We start from the raw sequence: 22,200 nt of genomic DNA, 5'->3' as shown, positions 1-22,200 counted from the left end.
AGGCGAACTCAAAAACCACATCGCCGGAAAGCCGGCGATAGCGTCAGTCCAGTCAATGAAGGGTGAACTGAAAAACGCCTCGCCGGCAAGCCGCCTTCCACAAGGCCTGTGCCTATCCAGTGAGATGTGTGCCTGTCAATGGCTAAGAGCGGTCTGCGCTTCCATCTTCTGGCGCAGGCTCAATGGGCGCATGTCGGTCCAGACTTCTTCGATGTAAGCCAGGCATTCTTTCTTGAAGCCGCTCTTGCCCACGGTGCGCCAGCCGTTGGGGATGGCTTTGTAGTCGGGCCAGATCGAGTACTGCTCTTCGTGGTTGACCACTACTTGAAAGACGATGTCTTCCCGGTCGAATACTGAAGTCATTGTTGCTCTCCATGAGGGTTCAGCGCCGCCGTGCCAATTCATGGCGGCTATAGGGATTGAACGTCTCGCGACGTCGAAAAATTAAAGCTGAGCGACCGCAGCGTTCAGTGCGCGGCCAAAGATGCCGGCCACTTCGTCGATCTGCTCGGCGGTGATCACCAGCGGCGGCAGGAAACGCACCACGCTGCCATGCCGCCCGCCCAGCTCCAGAATCAGCCCGCGCTTGAGGCATTCGCGCTGGATCAGCGGTGCCAGCCGCGCAAACACGGGTGGATGGCCCTGCGCGTCACGTGCGCCAGCGGGGTCAACCAGCTCGACGCCGAGCATCAGGCCGCGCCCGCGGATGTCGCCCAGTTGCGGAAAATCACGCTGCAATTCGCGCAGGTGCGAAACCAGTCGCGCGCCCATCGCCGTGGCGTGCTCGCAGATGTTGTGGTCCTTGAGATAGCGCATCACCGCAGACCCTGTGGCCATGGCCATCTGGTTGCCACGGAAAGTCCCTGCGTGCGCGCCCGGCAGCCAGGTGTCGAGCCACTGGCGATAGACGACGACCGCCAGCGGCAGGCTGCCGCCAATGGCTTTGGACATGACGACGACATCAGGGATGATCCCGGCGTGCTCGAACGCAAACATCTTGCCGGTGCGGGCAAAACCGCTCTGGATTTCGTCGACGATCAATGCCACGCCCGCCTTCTCGGTGATACGGCGTACGCCGCGCAGCCAGTCCAGGTCGGCCGGAATCACGCCGCCCTCACCCTGCACCACTTCGACGATAACCGCGGCGGGCAATTGCACACCGGCTTCAGGGTCGTTGAGCAGGTTTTCCAGATAATGCAGATTGGCGTTCACACCCTGCGCGCCGCCCAATCCGAATGGGCAACGATAGTCGTAGGGATACGGCAGAAACTGCACGCCAGCGCTGAGCAACGCCCCCAGCGGTTTTTTCGGCCCCAGACTGCCCATCAGGCTCAGTGCGCCCTGGCTCATGCCGTGGTAACCGCCCTGAAACGACAGCACGGTGCTGCGCCCGGTGGCGGTGCGCACCAGCTTCAATGCCGCTTCCACAGCGTCAGTACCCGTGGGTCCACAGAACTGAATCTTTGCTTCGCGAGCCAGTTCTTCCGGCAGCAGGCCGAACAGGTCCTGCACGAACTGGTCCTTGACCGGCGTGGTGAGGTCCAGCGTGTGCAGCGGCAGTTCGTCGCTGATGACCTGCTGAATCGCCGCGATCACCACCGGGTGGTTATGCCCAAGCGCCAGGGTGCCAGCACCCGCCAGGCAATCGATGAAACGCCGCCCCTCAACGTCTTCGACGTGAATACCCTTGGCGCGCTTGAGCACCAACGGAATACGCCGTGGGTAACTGCGGGCATTGGATTCCTGGCGACTCTGCCGCGCCAGCAAGGGCGACTCGTCGAACTGGTAGAGCGTCTCGACCGGCGCCGGGGCAACCCGTGTCGGCTGATCGTCGATAAACCTGGTAGCGACTGACATCTGTGCAACCCTCAATACGCTGTTTGATGAGCGAAACCGTTGAATGGCCCGAGTCGGCCGAGTACCAGGACCCGACAGACTCAGGCGTGTATTCCTTCCATTGAAAACGCGCCAGCGGCCTGCGGATTTAACCCGGTAACGAGTTTTTCTTCCGCAGCGCCGACGGCCCGACGACAGGCTGCTCAGAGCCCTTCCAGCTCCGCCATCAGGTCGGCCAGCCGGTCGAATTTCTGCTCGTCAACCTTCGTTGCGCCCAGACCTTCCAGATGTTGCGCCAGCGCCTGCACGGTGTTGAACTCGAACATCGCCCGCAACGGCACAGTGCGCTGCAACTGCTTTTGCGCACGCGTCACCACTTGGGTCGCAAGCAACGAATGCCCGCCCAGTTCGAAGAAATTATCGGTGATGCCGACCCGCTCGACCTTCAGCACATCGGCCCAGATCGCCGCCAGTTGCTGCTCCATTTCACTGCGCGGCGCGACGTAATCCTGCTGCGCCAGGCTCACGTCCGGCGTCGGCAGGGCCTTGCGGTCCAGCTTGCCGTTCGGGGTCAGCGGCATCCGCTCCAACAGCACCAGATGCGAGGGCACCATATAGTCCGGCAGACTGGCCTTCAGCCGGGTCTTGAGGTCATCGCGCAAGGCGTCCGGGTCTTGCACCACACCCTTGGGCACCAGGTAGGCAGCAAGCACTTTGCCCAGCGGGCCGTCGATGTCCAGCACCACCGACTCGCGTATTTCGGCATGCTCTAGCAAGCGGGTTTCGATCTCCCCCAGTTCGATGCGATAGCCACGAATCTTGACCTGATAATCGACCCGGCCGACGTACTCCAGTACGCCATCGCTGCGGCGGCGTGCCAGATCGCCGGTGCGGTACAGACGTTCGCCCGGCACGCCGAACGGGTTGGGCACGAACACCGGCACGGTACGCCGCGGATCGCAAACATAACCGCGACCGACACCGGTGCCCGCCACGCACAGTTCACCCACCGCACCCAGCGGCACCAGGTTCAGTGCCTCATCCAGCACGTATAAACGGTTGTTGTCGGTGGGCAAGCCGATGGGCAGATACGTGCTTTGTGTGGACGCGGCATCGACCCGAAAGAACGCCACGTCATCCGAACACTCGGCCGGGCCATAGGCATTGACCAGCCCGATATCGGGGTAGCGTTGCAGCCATTGGCTGGCCAGTTCAGGCGGCATGGCTTCGCCGGTCGGCAGCATCCAGCGCAGGCCATCGAGCGTTATCTGTTCTTCGGCCAGCAGGCCGGTGATCAGCGACGGCACGCTTTCCAGCACGCTGATGCCCTGCGCCTGCACATGCCTGAGCAGCGCCTGGGGATCGCGAGCGATGTCGTTGGGCACGATATCGACCCGTGCGCCAAACAGCAGCGCCGCAAGGAACTGCCACACCGAAATGTCGAAACTTTGCGAAGCGGTCTGGGCAATCACGTCGGTGGCGTCGAGGTGCAGGTAAGGCACCTTGCTCAACTGGTTATTGAGCATGCCACGCTGCTCGACCATCACCCCTTTCGGCAGCCCGGTGGAGCCCGAGGTGAAGATCACGTAGGCCAGGTTGTCCGGCGCACTGTAGCGACCGGGGTTGTGCCGTGCGGTTTCGTGCTGCTGAACGGTTTCCCATACCAGCAAGCGCGGACGATCGGCTTCGGGCAACACGTCCAGCAGCGCCCGACCCTGCTCCAGACACTGCTCAGTGCACACCAGCACCGGCGTAAGGCTCTGGCCGATGATGCCGCTCAGGCGTGAATTGGGCAGCGCCGGGTCCAATGGCAGGTAACCGGCACCGGCCTTGAAACTGCCGATGATCATGCCGGGCAGTTCAGGCCCGCGTTCGGCCAGCAGCGCAATCGGCTGATCAAAACCGACCCCGGCCTTGATCAACGCATGCCCCAGTCGGTTGGCCGCGTCATTCAGTTCGGCATAGCTGGAGATATGCTCCAGACAGCTCACGGCGATGCGCTCGGGATGCTCGTCAACCTGCGCCTCGAACAGTTCGACATAGCTGCGCTCCAGCGGATAGGCCCGCTCACTCTGGTTGCAGCCATCGAGCAGAAATTCGCGCTCCTGTTCGCTGAGCAGCGCCAGTTCGGCCATGTCGCCGTGGAAGCCTTCGACCAGCGCCAGCAGCAGGCGCTTGAACTCGCCGAGCATGTTCTGCACGGTCGTTTCGTCGAAGTAACGCTGGTCGTAGGACAGGTGCAGGCCCAGGTCATCGCCGGGGTAACAGACGGCAGTCAGCGGGTAATTGGTGTGGGTACGGCCGGAATCGGAGGTGGCATTCAGGCTTTGTGCGCGGTCCAGCACCGAAACCTCCACCGGCGCGTTCTCGAACACGAACAGGCTGTCGAACAGAGGCTGGCCCTTGGGCAGTTCGCTGTTTTCCTGAATCGTCACCAGTGGCAGGTATTCGTACTCGCGCAATTGCATGTTGCTATCGAGCAACTGACTCAGCCACTGACGCACGCTGCAACGCTGGTCCTCACCGGGGATGCCGATGCGCAGCGCGATGGTGTTGATGAACAGCCCGACGGTGCGCTGCATCTGCGGCAACTCCACCGGACGGCCTGCCACGGTGACACCGAACACCACATCGCGATCACCGCTCAGACGCCTCAGGGTCAACGCCCACGCGGCCTGGGCAAAGGTGTTGACGGTCAGTTGGTGCTGCTGCGCCAATTCGCGCAGCCGTGCGCCATCCGCCACATCGAGACGGGTGTAACAGTCGCCGACCACCATGCCGCCACTGTCTCCGGCGTGCTCGCGCAGGAACGGACGGTCGCTCGGAATCGGGGTCGGCCGCTCGAAGCCCGCCAGGTTCTGTCGCCACCAGTCACGCGCCTGCGTCAGACCTCGACGCTGCAGCCAACCGATATAGTCGCGATAGCGTGGCGCGGGGGCCAGTTGCGCGTCGCGGCCTTCACCCAGCGCGGTGTAGATGTCGAAGAAATCGTTCATCAGCAGCGAGCGGCACCAGGCATCGATGAGGATGTGGTGGTTGCTCATCATGAACCAGTAACGCGCCTCGTCCACGCGGATCAGGCGCAGGTGGAATGGCGGCTGACGCAGCAGATCGAACCCGGCCTCGCGCTCGGACTTGAGCAGCGCCTGCAAGCGTGGTTCCTGCTGGTCGCTGGCCACATCGCGCCAGTCCAGGTAATCGATGGGCGTGCTGCCCGGTTTGTGAATCACCTGCAGCATGGTTTCGCCGATGTCCCAGCAGAACGAGGCACGCAGCGCTTCATGACGGGCGATCACCGCCTGCCAGGCCTGGGCGAAACGTTGCGGGTCCAGCGCGCTGTTGATGCGGTAGCGATCCTGCATGTAATACAGGCCTGTGCCCGGTTCCAGCAGGGTGTGCAAAAGCATGCCCTCCTGCATCGGGGTCAGCGGGTAGACGTCTTCGATGTGGACGGCCGGAACTGGCAGCGCGTCGAGCTGCGCCTGTTCCAGTTCGGCCAGCGGGAAGTCCGACGGCGTCAGTCCGCCGCTGCCTTCGGTCAGGCAATGGGTGATCAAGGCCTGTAACTGATTCAGATAGTCCTGGGCCAAGGCTTCGATGGCCTCCGGCTGAAAGCGCTCGGCACTGAAGGTCCAGCGCAGCACCAGCTCACCGCCATACACTTGACTGTCAATGCTCAGCTCGTTGGGCAACGGCGCATGCGGATCATGGGCCGCACCGGCTGACGTCTCCAGCGGCCGGAACAACGCATCGCCGTCGAAGCTCTGATCGAACTGGCCCAGGTAGTTGAAGGTAATCGGGGCGACGGGCAAGGCCTGCATGGCAAAGCGGCTGCTGTCATCGGCGAGGTAACGCAGCACGCCGTAACCCAGCCCCTTGTGCGGGACCTGACGCAGTTGTTCCTTGATCGCCTTGATCGATTCGCCCGGCTCCGCGTGGTCGAGGACCGGCGTCAGGCGTAACGGATATGCACTGGTGAACCAGCCCACGGTGCGGGTCAAGTCAATGTCGTCGAACAGGGTTTCGCGGCCGTGGCCTTCGAGTTGAATCAGGGTCGAGGCCTGACCGCTCCAGCGACACACTACTCGCGCCAATGCGGTCAGCAGCAAGTCGTTAACCTGGGTCCGGTAGGCGCTCGGCGCCTGTTGCAGCAGGTGCCGGGTACTACGGGAGTCCAATCGTACGCTGACGGTTCGGGCGTGACGATTCTGCTGACCGCCCTGCAGGGCATGGCCCGGCAACGCGGCGCTCGGACCGCTGAGCTGGCGCTGCCACCATTGAAGCTCTTCACGCAACGACTCGCTGCCGGCGTAGGCCTGCAGGCGACTCGCCCAGTCCCGGAAGGCACTGGTCTTGGCCGGCAGGCGAACCGGCACGGCCTCATTGAGCTGCCGATACGCCGTCTGCACGTCATCGAGCAACACGCGCCACGACACGCCATCGACAACCAGGTGGTGAATAACCACCAACAGGCGTTGCTGACCTTGCGGCCCATCCACCAGCACGGCACGCAACAGCGGACCGTTCTGTAAATCCAGGCTGCGCTGAGCCTGCTCGAACAACTCGACGCACTCACCCAGGTCCGCCACCTGCGCCTGAACCACCAACGCATCCTGCGGGTTCGAGGCACGATGCACGGCTGTCCAGCGACCGTCTTGCTCCGCAAATCCCAACCTGAGTGCGTCATGCTGTTCCAGCACGGCGCGCAGCGCGAGTTCCAGCGTTGGTGCATCCAGCCGGGTAACAGGCTCCAGCACCAACGCCTGATTCCAGTGCTGACGCGTAGGAATCGGTGTGTCAAAGAACCAGTGCTGAATCGGCGTGAAGCCCGATTCGCCGGTCACCAGACCCTGTTCGGCCTTGATCAATTCCTGAGTCGTTGCCACAGCTGCGAGGGTATATACGGTCTGATGCTGAAACAGATCACGTGGTGTGAAATAAATACCGGCCTGACGCGCCCGACTGACCACCTGGATGGACAGGATCGAATCCCCGCCCAGCTCGAAGAAGTTGTCGTTGAGCCCCACCTGCGTCACGTTCAGCACCGCGCACCAGATGGCTGCCAGTTGCTGCTCAAGGTCGCTGACCGGAGCCACGTACTGCTGGCGGTTGAGTTCCGGGTCAGGCGCGGGCAAGGCGCGGCGGTCGAGCTTTCCGTTAGCCGTCAGCGGCATGCTGTCCAGCAGGATCAGGTGCGCAGGCACCATGTAGTCTGGCAATTGCGCCTTGAGGTGCGACTTGAGCGATTCGCGCAGATGCGTCTGCTGCTCGTCACCCTGCGCGGCCACTTCGCTGACCACATAGCCAGCCAGTTGCTTGCCGGACGGCGTGTCCAGCGCCAGCACCACGGCCTCGCGCACACCTTCGTGTTCCAGCAGACGGGTCTCGATTTCGCCCAGTTCGATGCGGAAGCCACGGATTTTCACCTGATGGTCGATGCGCCCCAGGTATTCGACCAGACCATCGGCGCGCTGGCGCACCAGATCGCCGGTGCGATACAGACGCCCGCCCTGCCCGGCAAACGAATCAGCCACAAAGCGCTCGGCCGTCATGCCCGGACGCTGGTGATAACCCTGCGCCAGACCCGGACCACCGATGTACAACTCGCCACTCGCGCCCTGCGGCACCAGCGCCAGATCGGCATCGAGAATGTAAGCAACCCGCGCCCCGACCACGCGACCGATCGGCACGCTCGCTTCACCTTCCGGCAACTGCTGCGGGGCAAGACTGGCCAGCGGCATGACCACGGTTTCGGTCGGGCCGTAGGCGTTGAAGAACAGTTCAGGCTGGAACACCGCACGAATGCGATGCAGATGCTCGCCGGTCAGCGCCTCGCCGCCCGTGATGCACATGCGCACCGGCAGGGTCTGGCCCTGGGTCGCCAGCCATTGCGCCAACTGGCTGCCATAGCTGGGCGTGAAACCGAGAATGTTCACCTGCTGATCGCGGATCAGGGCGCAGATGTCTTCCGCGTCCCACTGCCCCTGAGCACGCAACACCACACGTGCGCCGCTGAGCAAAGGCACCAGCAGGCGCTCGGTGGCCGCATCGAAGTTGATCGAATAGAAATGCAGCTCGCAGTCGTCAGGCTGCATGTCGAAGCGGCGGATCACCGCCTGGCAATGCATGGCGATTTCGCCATGGGACACGACTACGCCTTTAGGCTTGCCCGTCGAGCCCGATGTGTAGATCAGGTATGCCTGATGCTGCGGCAGGCTGATGAACGGCAGTTCGCCTTGCGGATAAGCCGTCAGCAGCGGCACGTCGTCTTCCAGACACCAGCGTGCCACGCCTTCCGGCAACTCGCCGAGGGCAGCAAACAGCGCACGGTCGCTCAACAGCAAACCCACACCGCTGTCGTCGATCATGTACTGCAGGCGCTCCAGCGGATACTCAGGGTCCAGCGGCACGTAAGCGCCACCGGCCTTGAGGATCGCCAACAGGCCGACCACCATTTCCAGCGAACGCTCCAGCGCCAGGCCCACACGGACCTGCGGCCCGACCCCGCGCTCGCGCAGCATCCAGGCCAGTTGATTGGCCCGGCTGTCCAGCTCGGCGTAGCTCAGGGTTTCGCCGGCAAAGGTCAGGGCTGGCGCGTTCGGGCGCAGGCGTGCCTGCTCGGCGAACAGCTCATGAATGCACTGATCCAGACGTTGCTCGCCCGCTTCGACGCTGAGGTTGTCGAGCAATTGTTGACGCTCGGCCTCCTGCAACAGCGGCAGTTCGCTGAGGCGTTGCTGCGGATCCTCCAGCAGGGCTTGCAGCAGATTCAGCCAGTGCCCAGCCATTCGGGCGATGCGTGGCTCGTCGAACAGGTCGGTGCTGTAGGTCAGGCAGCAACCCAGACGATGATCCAGCTCGGTCACTTCCAGGTTGAGGTCGAACTTGGTCGCTCGCGCATCGTTGACCAGGTAGTCGACCGTCATTCCGGCCAGCTCACGGCTCTGCTGGAATTCCCAGCGCTGCACGTTGCACATCACCTGGAACAGCGGGTTGTAGGCCGCGCTGCGTGGCGGTTGCAGGGCTTCGACCAGATGGTCGAACGGCAAGTCCTGATGCGACTGGCCTTCGATGACGGTGTGCCTGACCTGTTCGAACAACTGCGCCACACTCATCTGCCCGTCGAGCTGTACGCGCAGCACCTGGGTATTAAGGAAGGCACCGATCAGGCCTTCGCTTTCCGGGCGAATCCGATTGGCCACCGGTGCGCCGATCCGCAGGTCGGTCTGGCCACTGTAGCGGTAGAGCAGCACCGCCAGCGTGGCGGTCATGGTCATGAACAGGGTCAGGCCGTTCTGCGCATTGAACGCGCGCACTTTTGCCGCCAGACCGGGCTGCAGATCAAAACGGTACAACTCGCCCTGATGGCTCTGCACCGGCGGACGTGGACGGTCACTGGGCAGCTCCAGCAACGGATGCTCGTTGCCCAGTTGCGCCGTCCAGTAATCCAGTTGGCGCTGGCGCTCGCCCGCTTCCATCCACTGACGCTGCCAGACGCTGTAATCCAGGTACTGGACCGCCAGCGGCTCCAGCGGCGAAGGTTTGCCTTCAAGGAACGCCTCGTACAGCAGCCCCAGTTCGCGCGCGAAAATGTCCATCGCCCAGCCTTCGGTGACGATGTGGTGCAGGGTCAGGACGAAGTAGTGCTCCAGCTCTCCGGCCCGGACCAGACAGGCCCGCAGCAGCGGTCCGCTTTCCAGATCGAAAGGCTGATGCGCCTCGCTGTCGGCCAACGCCTGGAGCCGCTGCTGACGAACATCGGCAGGCAGCGCAGACATGTCCTCCCAGCGCAGCTGCAGGCCGGTCTGTTGCGAAACTTTCTGACACGCCACGCCATAGACGCTCGGAAACGTGGTGCGCAGGGTTTCGTGGCGCAGGATCAGCGCTTGCAACGCGGCGTCGAAACGCTCGATATCCAGCACGCCGTTCAAGCGCGCCATGCCGCCGACGTTATAGGCCGGGCTGTCCGGCTCCATCTGCCAGAGGAACCACATGCGTTGCTGCGAATAGGACAACGGCACCGGCTGGCTGCGGTCGACAGGGGCGATCGGTTGCAAGCTGCCACGCACGCCGGATGCCTGAATGCGTTCAACCTGCTCGGCGAAAGCGCCCAGTTCACTGGATTCGAACAGCGTGCGCAGCGGCAGGTCGATGTCGCAGGCCTGACGCACGCGCGAGATGATCTGGGTGGCCAGCAAGGAGTGACCGCCCAGCGCGAAGAAGTCGTCACGCAGCCCCACACGCGGCACGCCCAGTACCTCGCGCCAAATAGCGGCGATCTGTTTTTGCAGCGCCGACTGCGGCTCGACATGCTCACGAGTCTGCCATTGTGGTTCGGGCAAGGCGCGACGATCCAGCTTGCCACTTGGGCTCAGGGGCATGCTGTCCAGGCACACCAACTGCGCGGGGACCATGTAATCCGGCAGCTCCAGCGCCAGAGCAGATTTGATGCGTTCAGCCTGTTCAGCTTCGCTTTCGTGTTGCAGCGCGGCGGTGTAATAGCCGATCAGTTGCGGACCGGCGATGGTTTCGCGCACCAGCACAGCGGCGTGACCAATGCCTGGTTGAGCCAGCAGACGCGCTTCGATTTCCTGAGGCTCGACCCTGAAGCCGCGCAGCTTCACCTGCTGATCGAGACGGCCCAGGTATTCGAGCGAACCGTCGGCGGCCCAGCGTACCCGGTCGCCCGTGCGATACAGCCGCTCGCCCGCCTCGCCCATGGGATCGGCCACAAAACGTTCAGCGGTCAGCGCCGGGCGCCCCAGATAACCCCGCGCCAGACCGATGCCGCCAATGCACAGCTCCCCGGCAACGCCTTGCGGTACTGGATTGAGCTCGCTGTCCAGCACCCGACACAACACGTTACCCAGAGGACGGCCAATCGGTGAGCGTTCACCGTCAGCCCGCTGACACTGCCAGTGGGTCACGTTGATAGCGGTTTCAGTCGGGCCATAGCGGTTGTGCAATTGCACGTTCGGCAGTTGCTCCAACACCCGGTCGCGCAGCTCGCCAGACAGCGCTTCGCCACCGGAGAACAGCCGACGCAAGCTGCTGCACTGCCGGGTGAGCGGCTCGTCGATGAACAGTTGCAACAGCGGCGGTACGAAATGCAGCGTGGTGACGCCGTAGTCCTTGACCAGCTGCGCAATGCGATGCGGGTCACGGTGTTCGCCGGGAGCGGCCAACAGCAGACGGCATCCGGTGATCAGTGGCCAGAAACACTCCCATACCGACACGTCGAAGCTGATCGGGGCTTTCTGCATCAGCACGTCGCTGTCATCCAGCGCGTAGGTCGCCTGCATCCATTGCAGACGCTCGGCCAACGCCGCGTGGGTGTTGCCGACGCCCTTGGGTTGCCCGGTGGAACCGGAGGTATAGATCACGTAGGCGAGGTTATCGCCCTGCACGTTCAGGCTCGGCGCGCTGACCGGCCAGCTTTCCAGATTCAGGGTGTCCATCGCCACGGTGCAAACGCCCTCGGCGCTCGGCAGATCCCCCAGCAGATGGCTCTGGGTCAACAGCAGATCGACGCCGCTGTCAGCAAGCATGTAGGCCAGACGCTCGGTCGGGTAATCCGGGTCCAGCGGCACGTAGGCGCCACCGGCCTTGAGAATCGCCAACAGCCCAATCATCAGTTGCGGCGAGCGCTCGGCGGCAATGGCGACCTTGATGTCCGGGCCGACACCCTTGTCGCGCAGGTAATGCGCCAGACGGTTGGCCTGGGTATGCAGGCCGGCGAAGTCGAGACTGCCACCCTCCCACATCAGCGCAATACGCTCCGGGGTCTGGCGCGCCTGTTGGTTGAGCTGTTCCGGCAACCAGCGGGTCGCCGGTGCACACGGCGCAGCGCTCCATTGAGCCTGTTGCATCTGCTCGTTCTCGTCGAGCAATTGCAGATCGCCCAGCGCGATTTGCGCCTGCTGGCTGACCTGAGTGAGCACGCTCACATAGTGCCGGGCCATGCGCAGGATGGTGTCGCGCTCGAACAACTCGTCGGCGTAGTCGAACGACAAGGTCAGGCGACCGTTCTTGTCTTCTTCGCTGTGCAGTTGCAGGTCGAATTTGGCCTCACGGCTGTGCCACGGCAACTCGTCGGCCAACAATCCCGGCAAGCGGCGCAAGGCACTCAGGTCGCGCTGTTGATGGTTGAACATGACCTGAAACAAACCATGCTCGCGAGACTGCGGGAAGGCTTCGACCAACTGATTGAAAGGCACGTCCTGGTGGGCCTGGGCACCCAGCGCTGTCTGACGGGTCTGGGCCAGCAGCGCCGAGAACGGCTGGCGCGAATCGAGCTGTGCGCGCAACACCAGCGTGTTGATGAAGAAGCCGATCATGCCTTGGGTTTCATGACGCGGACGGTTTGCACCGGGCACGCCGATGCGAATGTCAGTGTGTCCGCTGTAGCGATGCAGCAGGGTCTGGAAACTGGCCAGCAACAGCATGAACGGCGTCGCTTGCCAGGCTTGCGCGGTGTTGCGCACGGCGGCGCTCAATTCGGCACTCAGGCGCAGGCTGTAGCGCTCAGCACTGTGCCGCTGGCGCGAGGAGCGCGGATGATCCGTGTTCAGCGCAAGCACTGGCTGTTCGTCGCCCAGTTGCTGCTTCCAGTAATCGAGCTGGCGCTCGGCCTCGCCACGCGCCAGCCACTCGCGCTGCCACTGACCATAGTCGGCATAACGCAGCGCCAGCGGAGCCAGTTCAATCGACTGCCCGTGCACAGCGGCAGCGTACAGACGCGAGAACTCGTCGATCAGCACATTCAGCGACCAGCCGTCGGCGATGATGTGGTGTAACGTCACCAGCAGTTGATGTTCTTCGTCATCCAGTTGCACCAGCGTCACGCGCAGCAGCGGGCCGTTTTGCAGGTCGAACGGCAAGCGTGCCTGCTCTTCGCGAATCGCCCGCGCACGGGTCTGACGCTCGTCGCCAGACAGGTCACTGACGTCCACGACCTGTAACTGAAACTCGCCGGCCGGGTCGATGCGTTGCAACGCAACCCCGTCCTGTTCATAGAAGTGGGTACGCAGCGACTCATGGCGCTCGACGAGACGCTGGAAACTGTCGCGCACCGCCGTACGGTCCAGCTCGCCACGCAAATGCAGACCGCCGGGAATGGTGTAAGCGCTGCTGTGCGGGTCCAGTTGCCAGACAAACCACAAACGGTTCTGTGCCAGCGACTGCGGCAACTGTTCGTTGCCCGGCAGGCGGGTGATGACGTTTTCGCTGGACGCGTCGCCCTGCTGTGCAGCGAGTTGCAGCGCTTCGACCTGCGCAACAAAAGCACCCAGGGTTGGCGCTTCGAACAGCAGGCGCAGGCTCAGGTCGATGCCCAGCACCTCACGCAGCCTCGCCACCACCTGAGTCGCGGCAATCGAGTTGCCGCCCAGCAGGAAGAAGTGGTCATCTGCGCTGATGTGCTCGCGCTGCAACTGCTCGCACCAGACACTCGACACGTTCGCCAGCAGTTCGGAGCCGGTAGCTTGAACCCGCGCCGGTTGATTCGAGCTGCTGTCAGGAAACACGGCGTAGCTGTCGAGGCTGCCATCGACCAGACGCGTACGGCAGGCGGAGCGTTGCAGTTTGCCGCTGGAGGTCTTGGGCAACGCGCCCGGGTTAAGCAGCACCACGACACTCGGCGCTTCCTGAAACGCCTCGGCCACGGCCTGGCGAATCACCTTGATCAACGCTTCGGGCGACAGGATTTTCTGTACGCTGCGACTTACCTCTGCCGCAATGCCGATGCCTTCGATGCCCGCCTGGGCGACGGCAAACGCAGCAACACGCCCTTTGCGCACCACATCGACGTCACGTTCGACGACTTTCTCGATGTCCTGCGGATACAGGTTCTGACCACGCACGATCAGCATGTCTTTCAAGCGGCCGGTGATGTACAGCTCGCCGTGGCGTTGAAAACCCAGGTCGCCTGTGCGCAGCCAGGTCTCGCCATCATGTTCGACGAACGTTTTCGCCGTCGCTTGCGGGTTGCGCCAGTAGCCATGGGCGATACTCGGACCTTTGGCCCAGACTTCACCGACGAGGTTTTCGCCCAGCACCTGCAAGGTATTCGGATCTGCGATCAGCACGCCATGCCCCGGCTGCCCCGTGCCGCAACTCATCACCGGACTGCCCTCGCCCAACTCCACGACATTGCAGGCCAGCGCCGCTTCGTCCAGGCGCAGGGAAGGAATACCGTTGCCGCGCTTGCCACCGGCCACGTAGAGGGTCGCCTCGGCCAGCCCGTAGGACGCCATGAAGCTGTCAGGCGTGAAGCCGCAACGAGCGAACGTGTCAGCGAACGCGTCGAGGCTGTCCTGACGGATCGGCTCGGAGCCGGAATACGCGACGCGCCAGCGGCTCAGGTCCAGACGTTCCAGCGCCGAATCGCTGACCCGTGCGCTGCACAACTGGTAGGCAAAGTCCGGCCCGCCGCTGATGGTGCCGCCGTACTCGCTGATTGCTTGCAGCCAGCGCAACGGACGCGTCAAAAAATACGCCGGGGCCATCAGCACGCAAGGTACGCCACTGAAAATCGGTTGCAGCAGGCCGCCGATCAGGCCCATGTCGTGGTAGAGCGGCAGCCAGCTGACGATGACATCGTCAGGGTTGAGGTCGATACCGAAGCCGTGGCGAATCAGCAGTTCGTTGGCCACCAGATTGCCGTGGGTCACCTGCACGCCCTTGGGCAAGGCGGTCGAGCCGGAGGTGTACTGCAGAAACGCGATATCGTTGCCCTGCAACTCGGGCCCTTGCCAGCCTTCGGCCAGGGTGCTGTCCAGAGTGTCGACACACAGCAGGTGCGGCGCATCGACCGCCGCCAGTTCATCCATTTGCAGCAAGGCCGATTGCAGGTCGGAACCGGTCAGCAGCACACGCGGCTCGGCGTCGGCGATGATCGACAGCAGACGCTCCTGATGATGACGGCGATTGGATTCCGGCGGGTAAGCCGGCACCGCAATGACACCGGCATACAGGCAACCGAAGAACGCCGCCACGTAGTCCGGCCCGCTGTGGAACAGCAGAACAGCGCGATCTCCCGGCGTTGCCTCGCGCTTGAGGGCTGCTGCGATGGTGCGTGCACGCAGGTCCAGATCACGGTAGGTCAACACCAGACCCTGACTGTTTTCGTCGATGAGAAAACGCAGCGCCAGTTGGTCAGGCGTTTTTGCGGCGCGACGTTGCAGCGCCTGGGCCAGAGTGTCGGGGAGTTCGAACGCGTCCATGATGAGGTTCCTGCTGGATTCGGCTTGCCAGAGCGGGTCTGGGTGTCAAAAGAAAGCGCGTCGCAGGGTCAGCGACGCGTCGGGCGAGCGAGCTTCAACCGGCTGCGCGGGCCCGGAACCGCGCAGCGCTGTTGCGCCATCGGGTCAGGTGCTGTTCGGCGTAACGCCGCAGATGGCGGAGCAATTGAGCCTGTTCATCGATCAGGTAAAAGTGGTGGCCCTCGAACATGTCCAGCGAAAAACCCGTCGCGGCGTCGTCTTGCCAGTCGAGCAGCTCCTCGACGCTGACACTGTCCTGCTTGCCGCCGAACACGTGAACAGGAATGTCCAGCGGCTCGCGCTCGCCATAGACAAAGCTGCCGCACAGCAGAAAGTCGGCGCGCAGGATCGGCAGCATCAACTGCATGAGCTCGTCATTGGCGATGACGCTTTCGCTGGTGCCGTTGAGCGTACGTAGCCGGTCGACCAACTGCGCATCCGTCTTGGCAACGGCATAGTCGCTCACGTCGCGCCGCACCGGCCCTGCCGTGGCTGACGTAAACAGGGCCAGCGGCGCAGGCAGCCCGCGAGCGCGCAAGGCATGCGCCAGTTCGAAGGCCAGCAAGCCGCCCAGGCTGTGCCCGAACAGCGCATACGGCGTGTCCAGTTCAGCCGCGATTTCATCGGCCAGACAACCGGCCAGTTGTGCAATATCGGTCTGCAGCGGCTCGCCCATGCGCATTCCCCGGCCCGGAAGCTCCAGAGGACGCACGCTCAACCATTCAGGCAGCTTGCGCCGCCAGGGGCTGTAGAACATGGCGCTGGCGCCGGAATACGGTAGGCAAAACAGCTTCATGGTGACGGTGCTGCTCATATCAGGACCGTCCGTCCACTGGATCCGGGGTAAACGCTGCGATGCGCGCGATGGAAACGCATGGTGTTCTCCTGATGCATTGCATGGCCGCAATCGTGGGCGAGCCTGTCATCAAGGAGAACGGATGGTCTCAGGAAATAATTAGTCGCATCTGGGCGCCTTGCACGGTCGGCGAGCGCGTTGATCACCGCCGCCCCCTTTAAGTGCGCTGATGCGCTTTCGCATTTGACAATAATTATCATTAAGACTAATTTATCGCCCCACGTGATGGCGCGACTCACAAAGCCGCCCCCTTCAATGAATGTGTAGCAAGGTGAATTCCATGACGGAACAAGTGTTCACAAGCAAGTGCGACTCACCTTTACTCCAGGTTTTTGTCGACAACTATCTGCTGCTGGTCAAGATCGCAGCACGCATCGTGGGTTGCCGGTCGCGTGCCGAAGACGTGGTTCAGGACGCCTTTTTCAGGCTGCGTTCCGCGCCCCAGACGAGCTTGACGTTCAAGGCTCAGCTCAGCTATCTGTTTCAGATCGTGCGCAATCTGGCCATCGATCACTACCGCAAGCAGGCGCTGGAGCAGAAATACACCGGCCCCGAGGCCGAAGGGTTGAATGTGGTGATTCAGGGGGCCTCACCGGAAACGTCGCACATCAATTTCTCAAGCCTTGAGAAGATCGCCGACGCCCTGTCCGAACTGCCAGCGCGCACGCGCTATGCCTTCGAGATGTACCGGTTGCACGGTGTGCCGCAAAAGGACATTGCCAAGGAACTGGGCGTTTCGCCGACGCTGGTCAATTTCATGATTCGCGATGCATTGATCCACTGCCGCAAGGTAAACGGCGTGCGAACCGAAGCCTGAGCGTTTCAGGACAAAAAAAATCCGGAGCCAGGGCTCCGGATTTTTCGTTTCAGCGCAACACGTTTTTATCAGCGGCTGACCTGATACTCAGGCTGCACTTCCGGCATGGCCGAAGAGTGGTGGTTGAGGATCTTCCACTCATTACCGACGCGGTGGTACAGGAAGGTGTACCGCGCCTGGACCTTGCTTTGTTTACCATCGGCAGCCGTCAGGGTGAAGGTGTAGACACCGCTGTCCACGGCTGCATCCGGACCCAGGCGGCGGATTTCCCGGTAGTTGATCTCACCGACCGGCTTGAGGGTCAGGAAGTGATCGAAATAGTCCTTGATCTCGGCCGGGGTGGCCCGCACCTTGTTCGAGACGGTAGGCTGCAACACCGCATCCTTTGTGTACATGGACAATACCGTCTGCGAGTTACCGGTCTTCAGGGCCTTGTTCCAGCGGTCGAACAGGCCTGCAATTTCCTTGTCGTTCACGTTGCTTGGCTGCTCGGCCACCATACGGTACGTGTAGCCGCCCGCAGGCTCGGCAGCGGCCTGAACCATGGGGGCACTCACTGCAAACAACATGGCCAGGGCGGTCAATTTCACTTTCATCGCAACTCTCCTACGGGGTGATCTGTTCAGGGATTCAGTGGTTGCCAATTTGCCGTGAATCCCTGAGTGCGCCATCGGCCGAACGGGGCTATTTATGTATGCCAATCGGCAGATAGGCGCTGACTCACCATCCGCGCTTTAATAGCGTCACTTCTGATGTGCTCGCGCGCGCATTATTTCCCGCTGGAGCTCTACGCATGCAAAGCCCACCTCATGATCCGGCAAGCGCCCTGGCGATCCGTACGCAGTATCGCCAGTCGCAAAGCCGCGCCGCGCGCCTGCGACTGTTGGTGGACACCGGTCAGGAGCTGACCCAGTTACCGCCCGAAGCCATGCGCAAGCGCGTACTGCAACGGGCCTGCGCTTTCGTGGCCATGGACCACGGCCTGTTGCTGGAATGGAACGCCGACAGCGTGGTGCGTATCACCGCCAGCCATGGCAGCAAGGAACGCCTGAGCTCGATGGACAAGGTCGCCGACGCGCTGGCCGTCGGTCCACAGTGGCTGGACCTGTCGGACGCCCTGCTGCCCAGCGTTCTGATGCTGCCGCTGCGCGGTGCCGACGAAGGTGCGTTCGGAACGCTGCTGCTGGCCAACAGCGTAGGGATCAACGCCCCGGACAACGAGGACATCGAGTCGCTGCAACTGCTGGCGACGCTGCTGGCCGCGCATCTGGAGAACAATCGGTTGCTCGAAGCGCTGGTCGCGCGCGAGCGGACGATGTCCGAGCTGGTGCATCAGTTGTTCACCGCGCAGGAAGACGAGCGCAAGCGCATGGCCTATGACCTGCACGACGGTCTGGCCCAGACGCTCGCCGGTCTGCACCAGCGCCTGCAGGGTTTTGCAGGTCGTTGCCCGGAGCTGCCCGAATCGCTGAACGTTGATCTGCAGGCCATTCTGACCCTGGCCCAGCACTGCGTGGGCGAAGGCCGACAATTGATCAGTGGCCTGCGACCGACCGTACTGGATGATTTCGGCCTGCTTCAGGCCGTCGACAAAGAGGCGGACCGGCTGCGCGAAGGCGGGATTGCCGTGCACTGGAGCACCCGCTCGATGGCTCGCCTGCCCAGTCACCTGGAGATCGGTCTGTTCCGTATTGCCCAGGAAGGCATCAACAATGTGCTCAAGCATTCAGGCGCAGGTAGCGTAGAACTGGCGCTGGAAATCAGTGACAGCACGGTTTCGCTGTTGCTCGAAGACAATGGCCGGGGTTTTGCGGCCGATCAGAGACCCGACGGCACCGGTATTCAGAAACTGGGACTGGTCGCGATGCAGGAACGTGCCAGCCTGCTGGGAGGTCGCCTGACTTGCGTCAGCCGCCCCGATTGCGGTACACGACTGCGCGCCACCGTCCCTTTCACTGCTGACAAGGCAACCTCATGACTGACACCCTGCGACTGGTCCTGGCGGACGATCATGAAGTGACCCGTACCGGGTTCGTCTCGCTGCTGGCGGGCCATCCTGAGTTCGAGGTGGTCGGCCAGGCGGCCGACGGCCAGAGGGCTGTCGAACTGTGCGAGGCGTTGCAACCGGATATCGCGATCCTCGACATCCGCATGCCTGTACTCAACGGGCTGGGCGCAGCGCGGCTTCTGCAGCAGCGCATGCCGAAGCTCAAGGTGGTGATTTTCACCATGGACGACAGCACCGATCATCTGGAAGCCGCCATCAGCGCCGGTGCCGTAGGCTATCTGCTCAAAGACGCCAGCCGCGACGAAGTCATCGCCAGCCTGCAACGCGTGGCGCGTGGCGAAGAGGCCCTCAACAGCAGCGTCAGTGCGCGCCTGCTCAGACGCATGACCGAACGCAATACCAGTGGCAACGCCCTGCCCGAAGCCCTGACACCCCGTGAGCGGCAGGTTCTCGGGCTGGTCGCGGGAGGATTCAGCAACCGGGAGATCGGCGAAAAACTCGGCATCACCACCGGCACTGCCAAGGCTCACGTCGAAAAAGTGATCGGCAAGCTGGGCGCGTCCGACCGCACCCAGGCCGCCGTCAGAGGCGTGGCATTGGGTCTGGTCTCTCAGGCACCAGGCGACTGGCGATGAGCGAACTGACCACCAGCCGTTGGCAGGATCTGCCGTTGCGCGGCAAGGCACTTCTGGCGATTTCCATGCCGCTGGTGGTGCTGATGTCTTCATTGGCCCTGATCTACCATGCCGAACGCCAGACTGCGCAGGCCGAAGAGGATGTACGCCGTGTGCTGCTGGTCCAGGGCGATATCCAGACTGTGCACACCCAGATCGCCGAAGCGGCCGCCAGCGTGCGCGGCTACCTGCTGACCCGTCAGGCTGACTTCCTGCCCGCCTATCTGAATGCACAGCCGTTGATCGACGCCGCACTGGTGCGCCTGGACGCCAACATTCAGGACGAACAGATGCGCAGATACCTGATGGCGATAGACCCGCTGATCCATGCCAAGGCGGATGGTCTGGCAAAGCTGCAGACGCTCAGTCTTCAGGCACCGGAAACCATTACGCGCATCCTGATCGAGAACAAGTACGTCCTGGATCAATTGCGTGAACGGATCAGCATCATGCGCGAGCGCGAAGACACGCTGCTGGCCGAACGTACCGCCGCTGCCGCCGCCACTCGCGAACGACTGATGTTCTCTACCTTGCTGGCGGCCGCCTGCGGACTGTTCGGCGCCATTCTGGCCGTATTGATGCTCTCCAGAGGCATCGTGACCCGGGTTCAGCAAGTACAACGCAACGCGCAGCGCCTTGCGCTTGGCCAGCCGCTGCAGCCGCAACCCCCTGAAAAAGATGAAATCGGTCAGTTAAGCACCCGACTGGTCGAGGCCGGTCAGTTGCTCGCCGAGCGCGAGCGCGCCCTGCGTGAAAACGAGGAGCGCCTGCGCCTCATCATCGAAGGAGTAAAGGACTACGGCATTTTCGCGCTGGACAAGCATGGCTACATCACGTCGTGGAACACCGGTGCCGAGCGCATCAAGGGCTATACCGAGCAGGAAATCATCGGCCAGCACTTTTCGGTTTTCTATCAACCGCAGGAATGCCCGCAGCACCCGGACATGGCACTGCATCTAGCCACTGTCGAAGGGCATTACATGGAAGAAGGCTGGCGCTGCCGCAAGGACGGCAGCCGCTTCTGGGCCAGCGTGGTGATTACGGCACAGTACGACGGTAGCAACGCGTTGCGTGGTTTTTCCAAGATCACGCGTGACATCACCGACCGTCGCGCCGCCGAGATTGCTCTGGGCACCGCCCGCGAAGAAGCCGAACGTGCCAGCCGGGCCAAGAGCGAGTTTCTGTCGCGCATGAGCCACGAATTGCGCACGCCGCTGAACTCGATCCTGGGGTTCGCCCAGTTGCTGGACATGGACTCGCCGGCCAGCCAGAGACCCCAGGTCGGGCATATCCTGCGTGCCGGTCAGCATTTGCTGAAGCTGATCAACGAAGTGCTGGACATTGCCCGGATCGAAGCGGGACATCTGTCTCTGAGCCTTGAACCGGTGCGCCTTTCAGCTGTTCTTCAAGAAGCGCTGGTGCTGGTTTCGCCGATGGCGGCCGATGGCAGCATCCGCCTGGTCGAACTGCCGCCTCTGTCCGATGAACTCGGCGTGGTCGCTGACCGCCAGCGCTTGATCCAGGTGTTGCTGAACCTGCTGTCCAATGCCATCAAGTACAACACGCCTGGCGGGCAGGTCCATCTGGAGGTCGAACAGCGGGAAGATCAAATCGCCGTAACCGTCGTGGACACCGGGCATGGCATCGCCCCTGAGCGTATCGATCAACTGTTCAAACCGTTCGAGCGCCTGGGCGCGGATCCGAATGTCGAAGGGACCGGGTTGGGTCTGGCCCTGAGCAAAAGCATGCTGGAAATGATGCAGGGCCAGCTTCTGGTGAAAACCGCGCCCGGACAGGGCAGCCGCTTTACCCTGATGCTGCCTCGGGCACAGGTCCAGGCAACGCCTGCGCCCCTGCCGCGACAAACCGACAGGCTGCCCACCCTCAAATCCCCTGCCCGACCGGATTATCATGGCAAGGTGCTGTGCATCGAAGACAACCTGTCGAGCATGGCCCTGATCGAAACACTGCTGCAACGCAGGCCCGGCATTCAGCTGCTGTCCAGCATGCAGGGGCAACTGGGCCTGGACCTGGCCAGGCAACATTCCCCTCAACTGATCCTGCTGGACATGAACCTGCCGGACCTTCAGGGACTGGAGGTGCTGCAGCGGCTACGTCGTCTGCCCGCAACGGCTCGCACGCCCATTCTGATGATCACCGCCGATGCCAGCGACACCGTTCAAAGAGCGCTGCAAGAGGCCGGTGCGACCGCCATTCTGACCAAACCCATTCAGGTGCCTGCCTTTCTGGCGTATCTGGATCAATACTTACCGGAGCCGACATGACTGGAGACTTTCGCATCCTGATCATCGATGACCAGCGTCCCAATCTTGAACTGATGGAGCAACTGCTCGCTCGTGAAGGCCTGAACAACGTGCTGAGCAGCACCGAACCCTTGCGCACGCTGGATCTGTTCAACAGTTTCGAACCGGACCTGGTCATTCTCGATCTGCACATGCCTGAGTTCGACGGGTTTGCCGTGCTGGAACAACTGGGCCGACGCATTCCGGCCAACGACTACGTACCGATTATGGTGCTGACTGCCGATGCCACCCGCGATACGCGTCTGCGCGCACTGGCACTGGGCGCACGTGACTTCATCAGCAAGCCGCTGGACGCTCTGGAAACCATGCTGCGTATCTGGAATCTGCTGGAGACGCGAGCGCTGTACAAAACGCTGCGCAAACTGGTGCCGCCAGAACATATCGAATTACTGCGCCAGCCGCGTTCGCTGGCACAGCAATAAG

General features: G+C 62.5%; 10 protein-coding genes. 5 read left to right on the top strand and 5 right to left on the bottom strand.

Features of this window, described 5'->3' with window-relative positions:
* Positions 1-135 precede the first annotated feature (135 nt).
* The 4 genes from H8S56_RS11090 to H8S56_RS11075 all read right to left on the bottom strand — a co-directional run bounded on the left by H8S56_RS11090 (position 136) and on the right by H8S56_RS11075 (position 15,912).
* A complete protein-coding gene (locus tag H8S56_RS11090; RefSeq protein ID WP_024685504.1) occupies positions 136-363 on the bottom strand; it encodes an MbtH family protein in 228 nt (75 codons plus the stop codon).
* Positions 364-444: 81 nt separating this feature from the next.
* Positions 445-1,857 (bottom strand): aspartate aminotransferase family protein, encoded by a 1,413-nt coding sequence (locus H8S56_RS11085; RefSeq protein ID WP_187518651.1) that lies wholly within the window; start codon positions 1,855-1,857, stop codon positions 445-447.
* Between the two features lie 182 nt (positions 1,858-2,039).
* Positions 2,040-15,059, bottom strand: a complete 13,020-nt coding sequence (locus H8S56_RS11080; protein ID WP_214654055.1) for a non-ribosomal peptide synthetase — start codon at positions 15,057-15,059, stop codon at positions 2,040-2,042.
* A 94-nt stretch (positions 15,060-15,153) separates the two neighbouring features.
* Positions 15,154-15,912: a thioesterase II family protein gene (locus H8S56_RS11075; RefSeq protein WP_187518650.1), complete on the bottom strand. Its 759-nt coding sequence runs from the start codon at positions 15,910-15,912 to the stop codon at positions 15,154-15,156.
* Between the two features lie 322 nt (positions 15,913-16,234).
* Between H8S56_RS11075 and H8S56_RS11070 the strand changes: the two genes are divergently transcribed.
* The gene (locus tag H8S56_RS11070) at positions 16,235-16,771 is read left to right on the top strand and encodes an RNA polymerase factor sigma-70 (protein WP_024688805.1); all 537 of its coding nucleotides are present in this window, start codon (positions 16,235-16,237) and stop codon (positions 16,769-16,771) included.
* A 68-nt stretch (positions 16,772-16,839) separates the two neighbouring features.
* Here the strand turns inward: H8S56_RS11070 and H8S56_RS11065 are convergent, their stop codons facing one another.
* Complete coding sequence (locus H8S56_RS11065; RefSeq protein ID WP_024688806.1) at positions 16,840-17,367, bottom strand: SgcJ/EcaC family oxidoreductase; 528 nt, start codon at positions 17,365-17,367, stop codon at positions 16,840-16,842.
* 197 nt (positions 17,368-17,564) lie between these two features.
* Between H8S56_RS11065 and H8S56_RS11060 the strand changes: the two genes are divergently transcribed.
* The 4 genes from H8S56_RS11060 to H8S56_RS11045 are packed head-to-tail and all read left to right on the top strand — an operon-like array spanning position 17,565 to position 22,199.
* Positions 17,565-18,749, top strand: a complete 1,185-nt coding sequence (locus tag H8S56_RS11060; RefSeq protein ID WP_187518649.1) for a sensor histidine kinase — start codon at positions 17,565-17,567, stop codon at positions 18,747-18,749.
* On the top strand, positions 18,746-19,414 hold the full coding sequence (locus H8S56_RS11055) for a response regulator (RefSeq protein WP_187518648.1): 669 nt from the start codon (positions 18,746-18,748) through the stop codon (positions 19,412-19,414). Before H8S56_RS11060 ends, H8S56_RS11055 begins: the two co-directional genes overlap by 4 nt.
* Entirely contained in the window at positions 19,411-21,738 is a 2,328-nt protein-coding gene (locus H8S56_RS11050; protein WP_187518647.1) for an ATP-binding protein, read from the top strand. Before H8S56_RS11055 ends, H8S56_RS11050 begins: the two co-directional genes overlap by 4 nt.
* Positions 21,735-22,199 (top strand): response regulator, encoded by a 465-nt coding sequence (locus tag H8S56_RS11045; protein ID WP_024688810.1) that lies wholly within the window; start codon positions 21,735-21,737, stop codon positions 22,197-22,199. The genes H8S56_RS11050 and H8S56_RS11045 overlap by 4 nt, the downstream gene beginning before the upstream one ends.
* The last annotated feature ends 1 nt before the right edge of the window (position 22,200 follow it).

The organism is Pseudomonas triticifolii (assembly GCF_014358015.1).
Lineage (GTDB): Bacteria > Pseudomonadota > Gammaproteobacteria > Pseudomonadales > Pseudomonadaceae > Aquipseudomonas > Aquipseudomonas triticifolii.
Note: the sequence above shows the minus strand (reverse complement) of the source record. Positions and strands in the feature narration are given on the sequence as shown.

Excerpts from the sequence above, each read along its gene's own strand:
- H8S56_RS11090 (WP_024685504.1), bottom strand. The coding sequence starts at position 363 with ATGACTTCAGTATTCGACCGGGAAGACATCGTCTTTCAAGTAGTGGTC.
- H8S56_RS11085 (WP_187518651.1), bottom strand. The coding sequence starts at position 1,857 with ATGTCAGTCGCTACCAGGTTTATCGACGATCAGCCGACACGGGTTGCC.
- H8S56_RS11080 (WP_214654055.1), bottom strand. The coding sequence starts at position 15,059 with ATGGACGCGTTCGAACTCCCCGACACTCTGGCCCAGGCGCTGCAACGT.
- H8S56_RS11075 (WP_187518650.1), bottom strand. The coding sequence starts at position 15,912 with ATGAGCAGCACCGTCACCATGAAGCTGTTTTGCCTACCGTATTCCGGC.
- H8S56_RS11070 (WP_024688805.1), top strand. The coding sequence starts at position 16,235 with ATGACGGAACAAGTGTTCACAAGCAAGTGCGACTCACCTTTACTCCAG.
- H8S56_RS11065 (WP_024688806.1), bottom strand. The coding sequence starts at position 17,367 with ATGAAAGTGAAATTGACCGCCCTGGCCATGTTGTTTGCAGTGAGTGCC.
- H8S56_RS11060 (WP_187518649.1), top strand. The coding sequence starts at position 17,565 with ATGCAAAGCCCACCTCATGATCCGGCAAGCGCCCTGGCGATCCGTACG.
- H8S56_RS11055 (WP_187518648.1), top strand. The coding sequence starts at position 18,746 with ATGACTGACACCCTGCGACTGGTCCTGGCGGACGATCATGAAGTGACC.
- H8S56_RS11050 (WP_187518647.1), top strand. The coding sequence starts at position 19,411 with ATGAGCGAACTGACCACCAGCCGTTGGCAGGATCTGCCGTTGCGCGGC.
- H8S56_RS11045 (WP_024688810.1), top strand. The coding sequence starts at position 21,735 with ATGACTGGAGACTTTCGCATCCTGATCATCGATGACCAGCGTCCCAAT.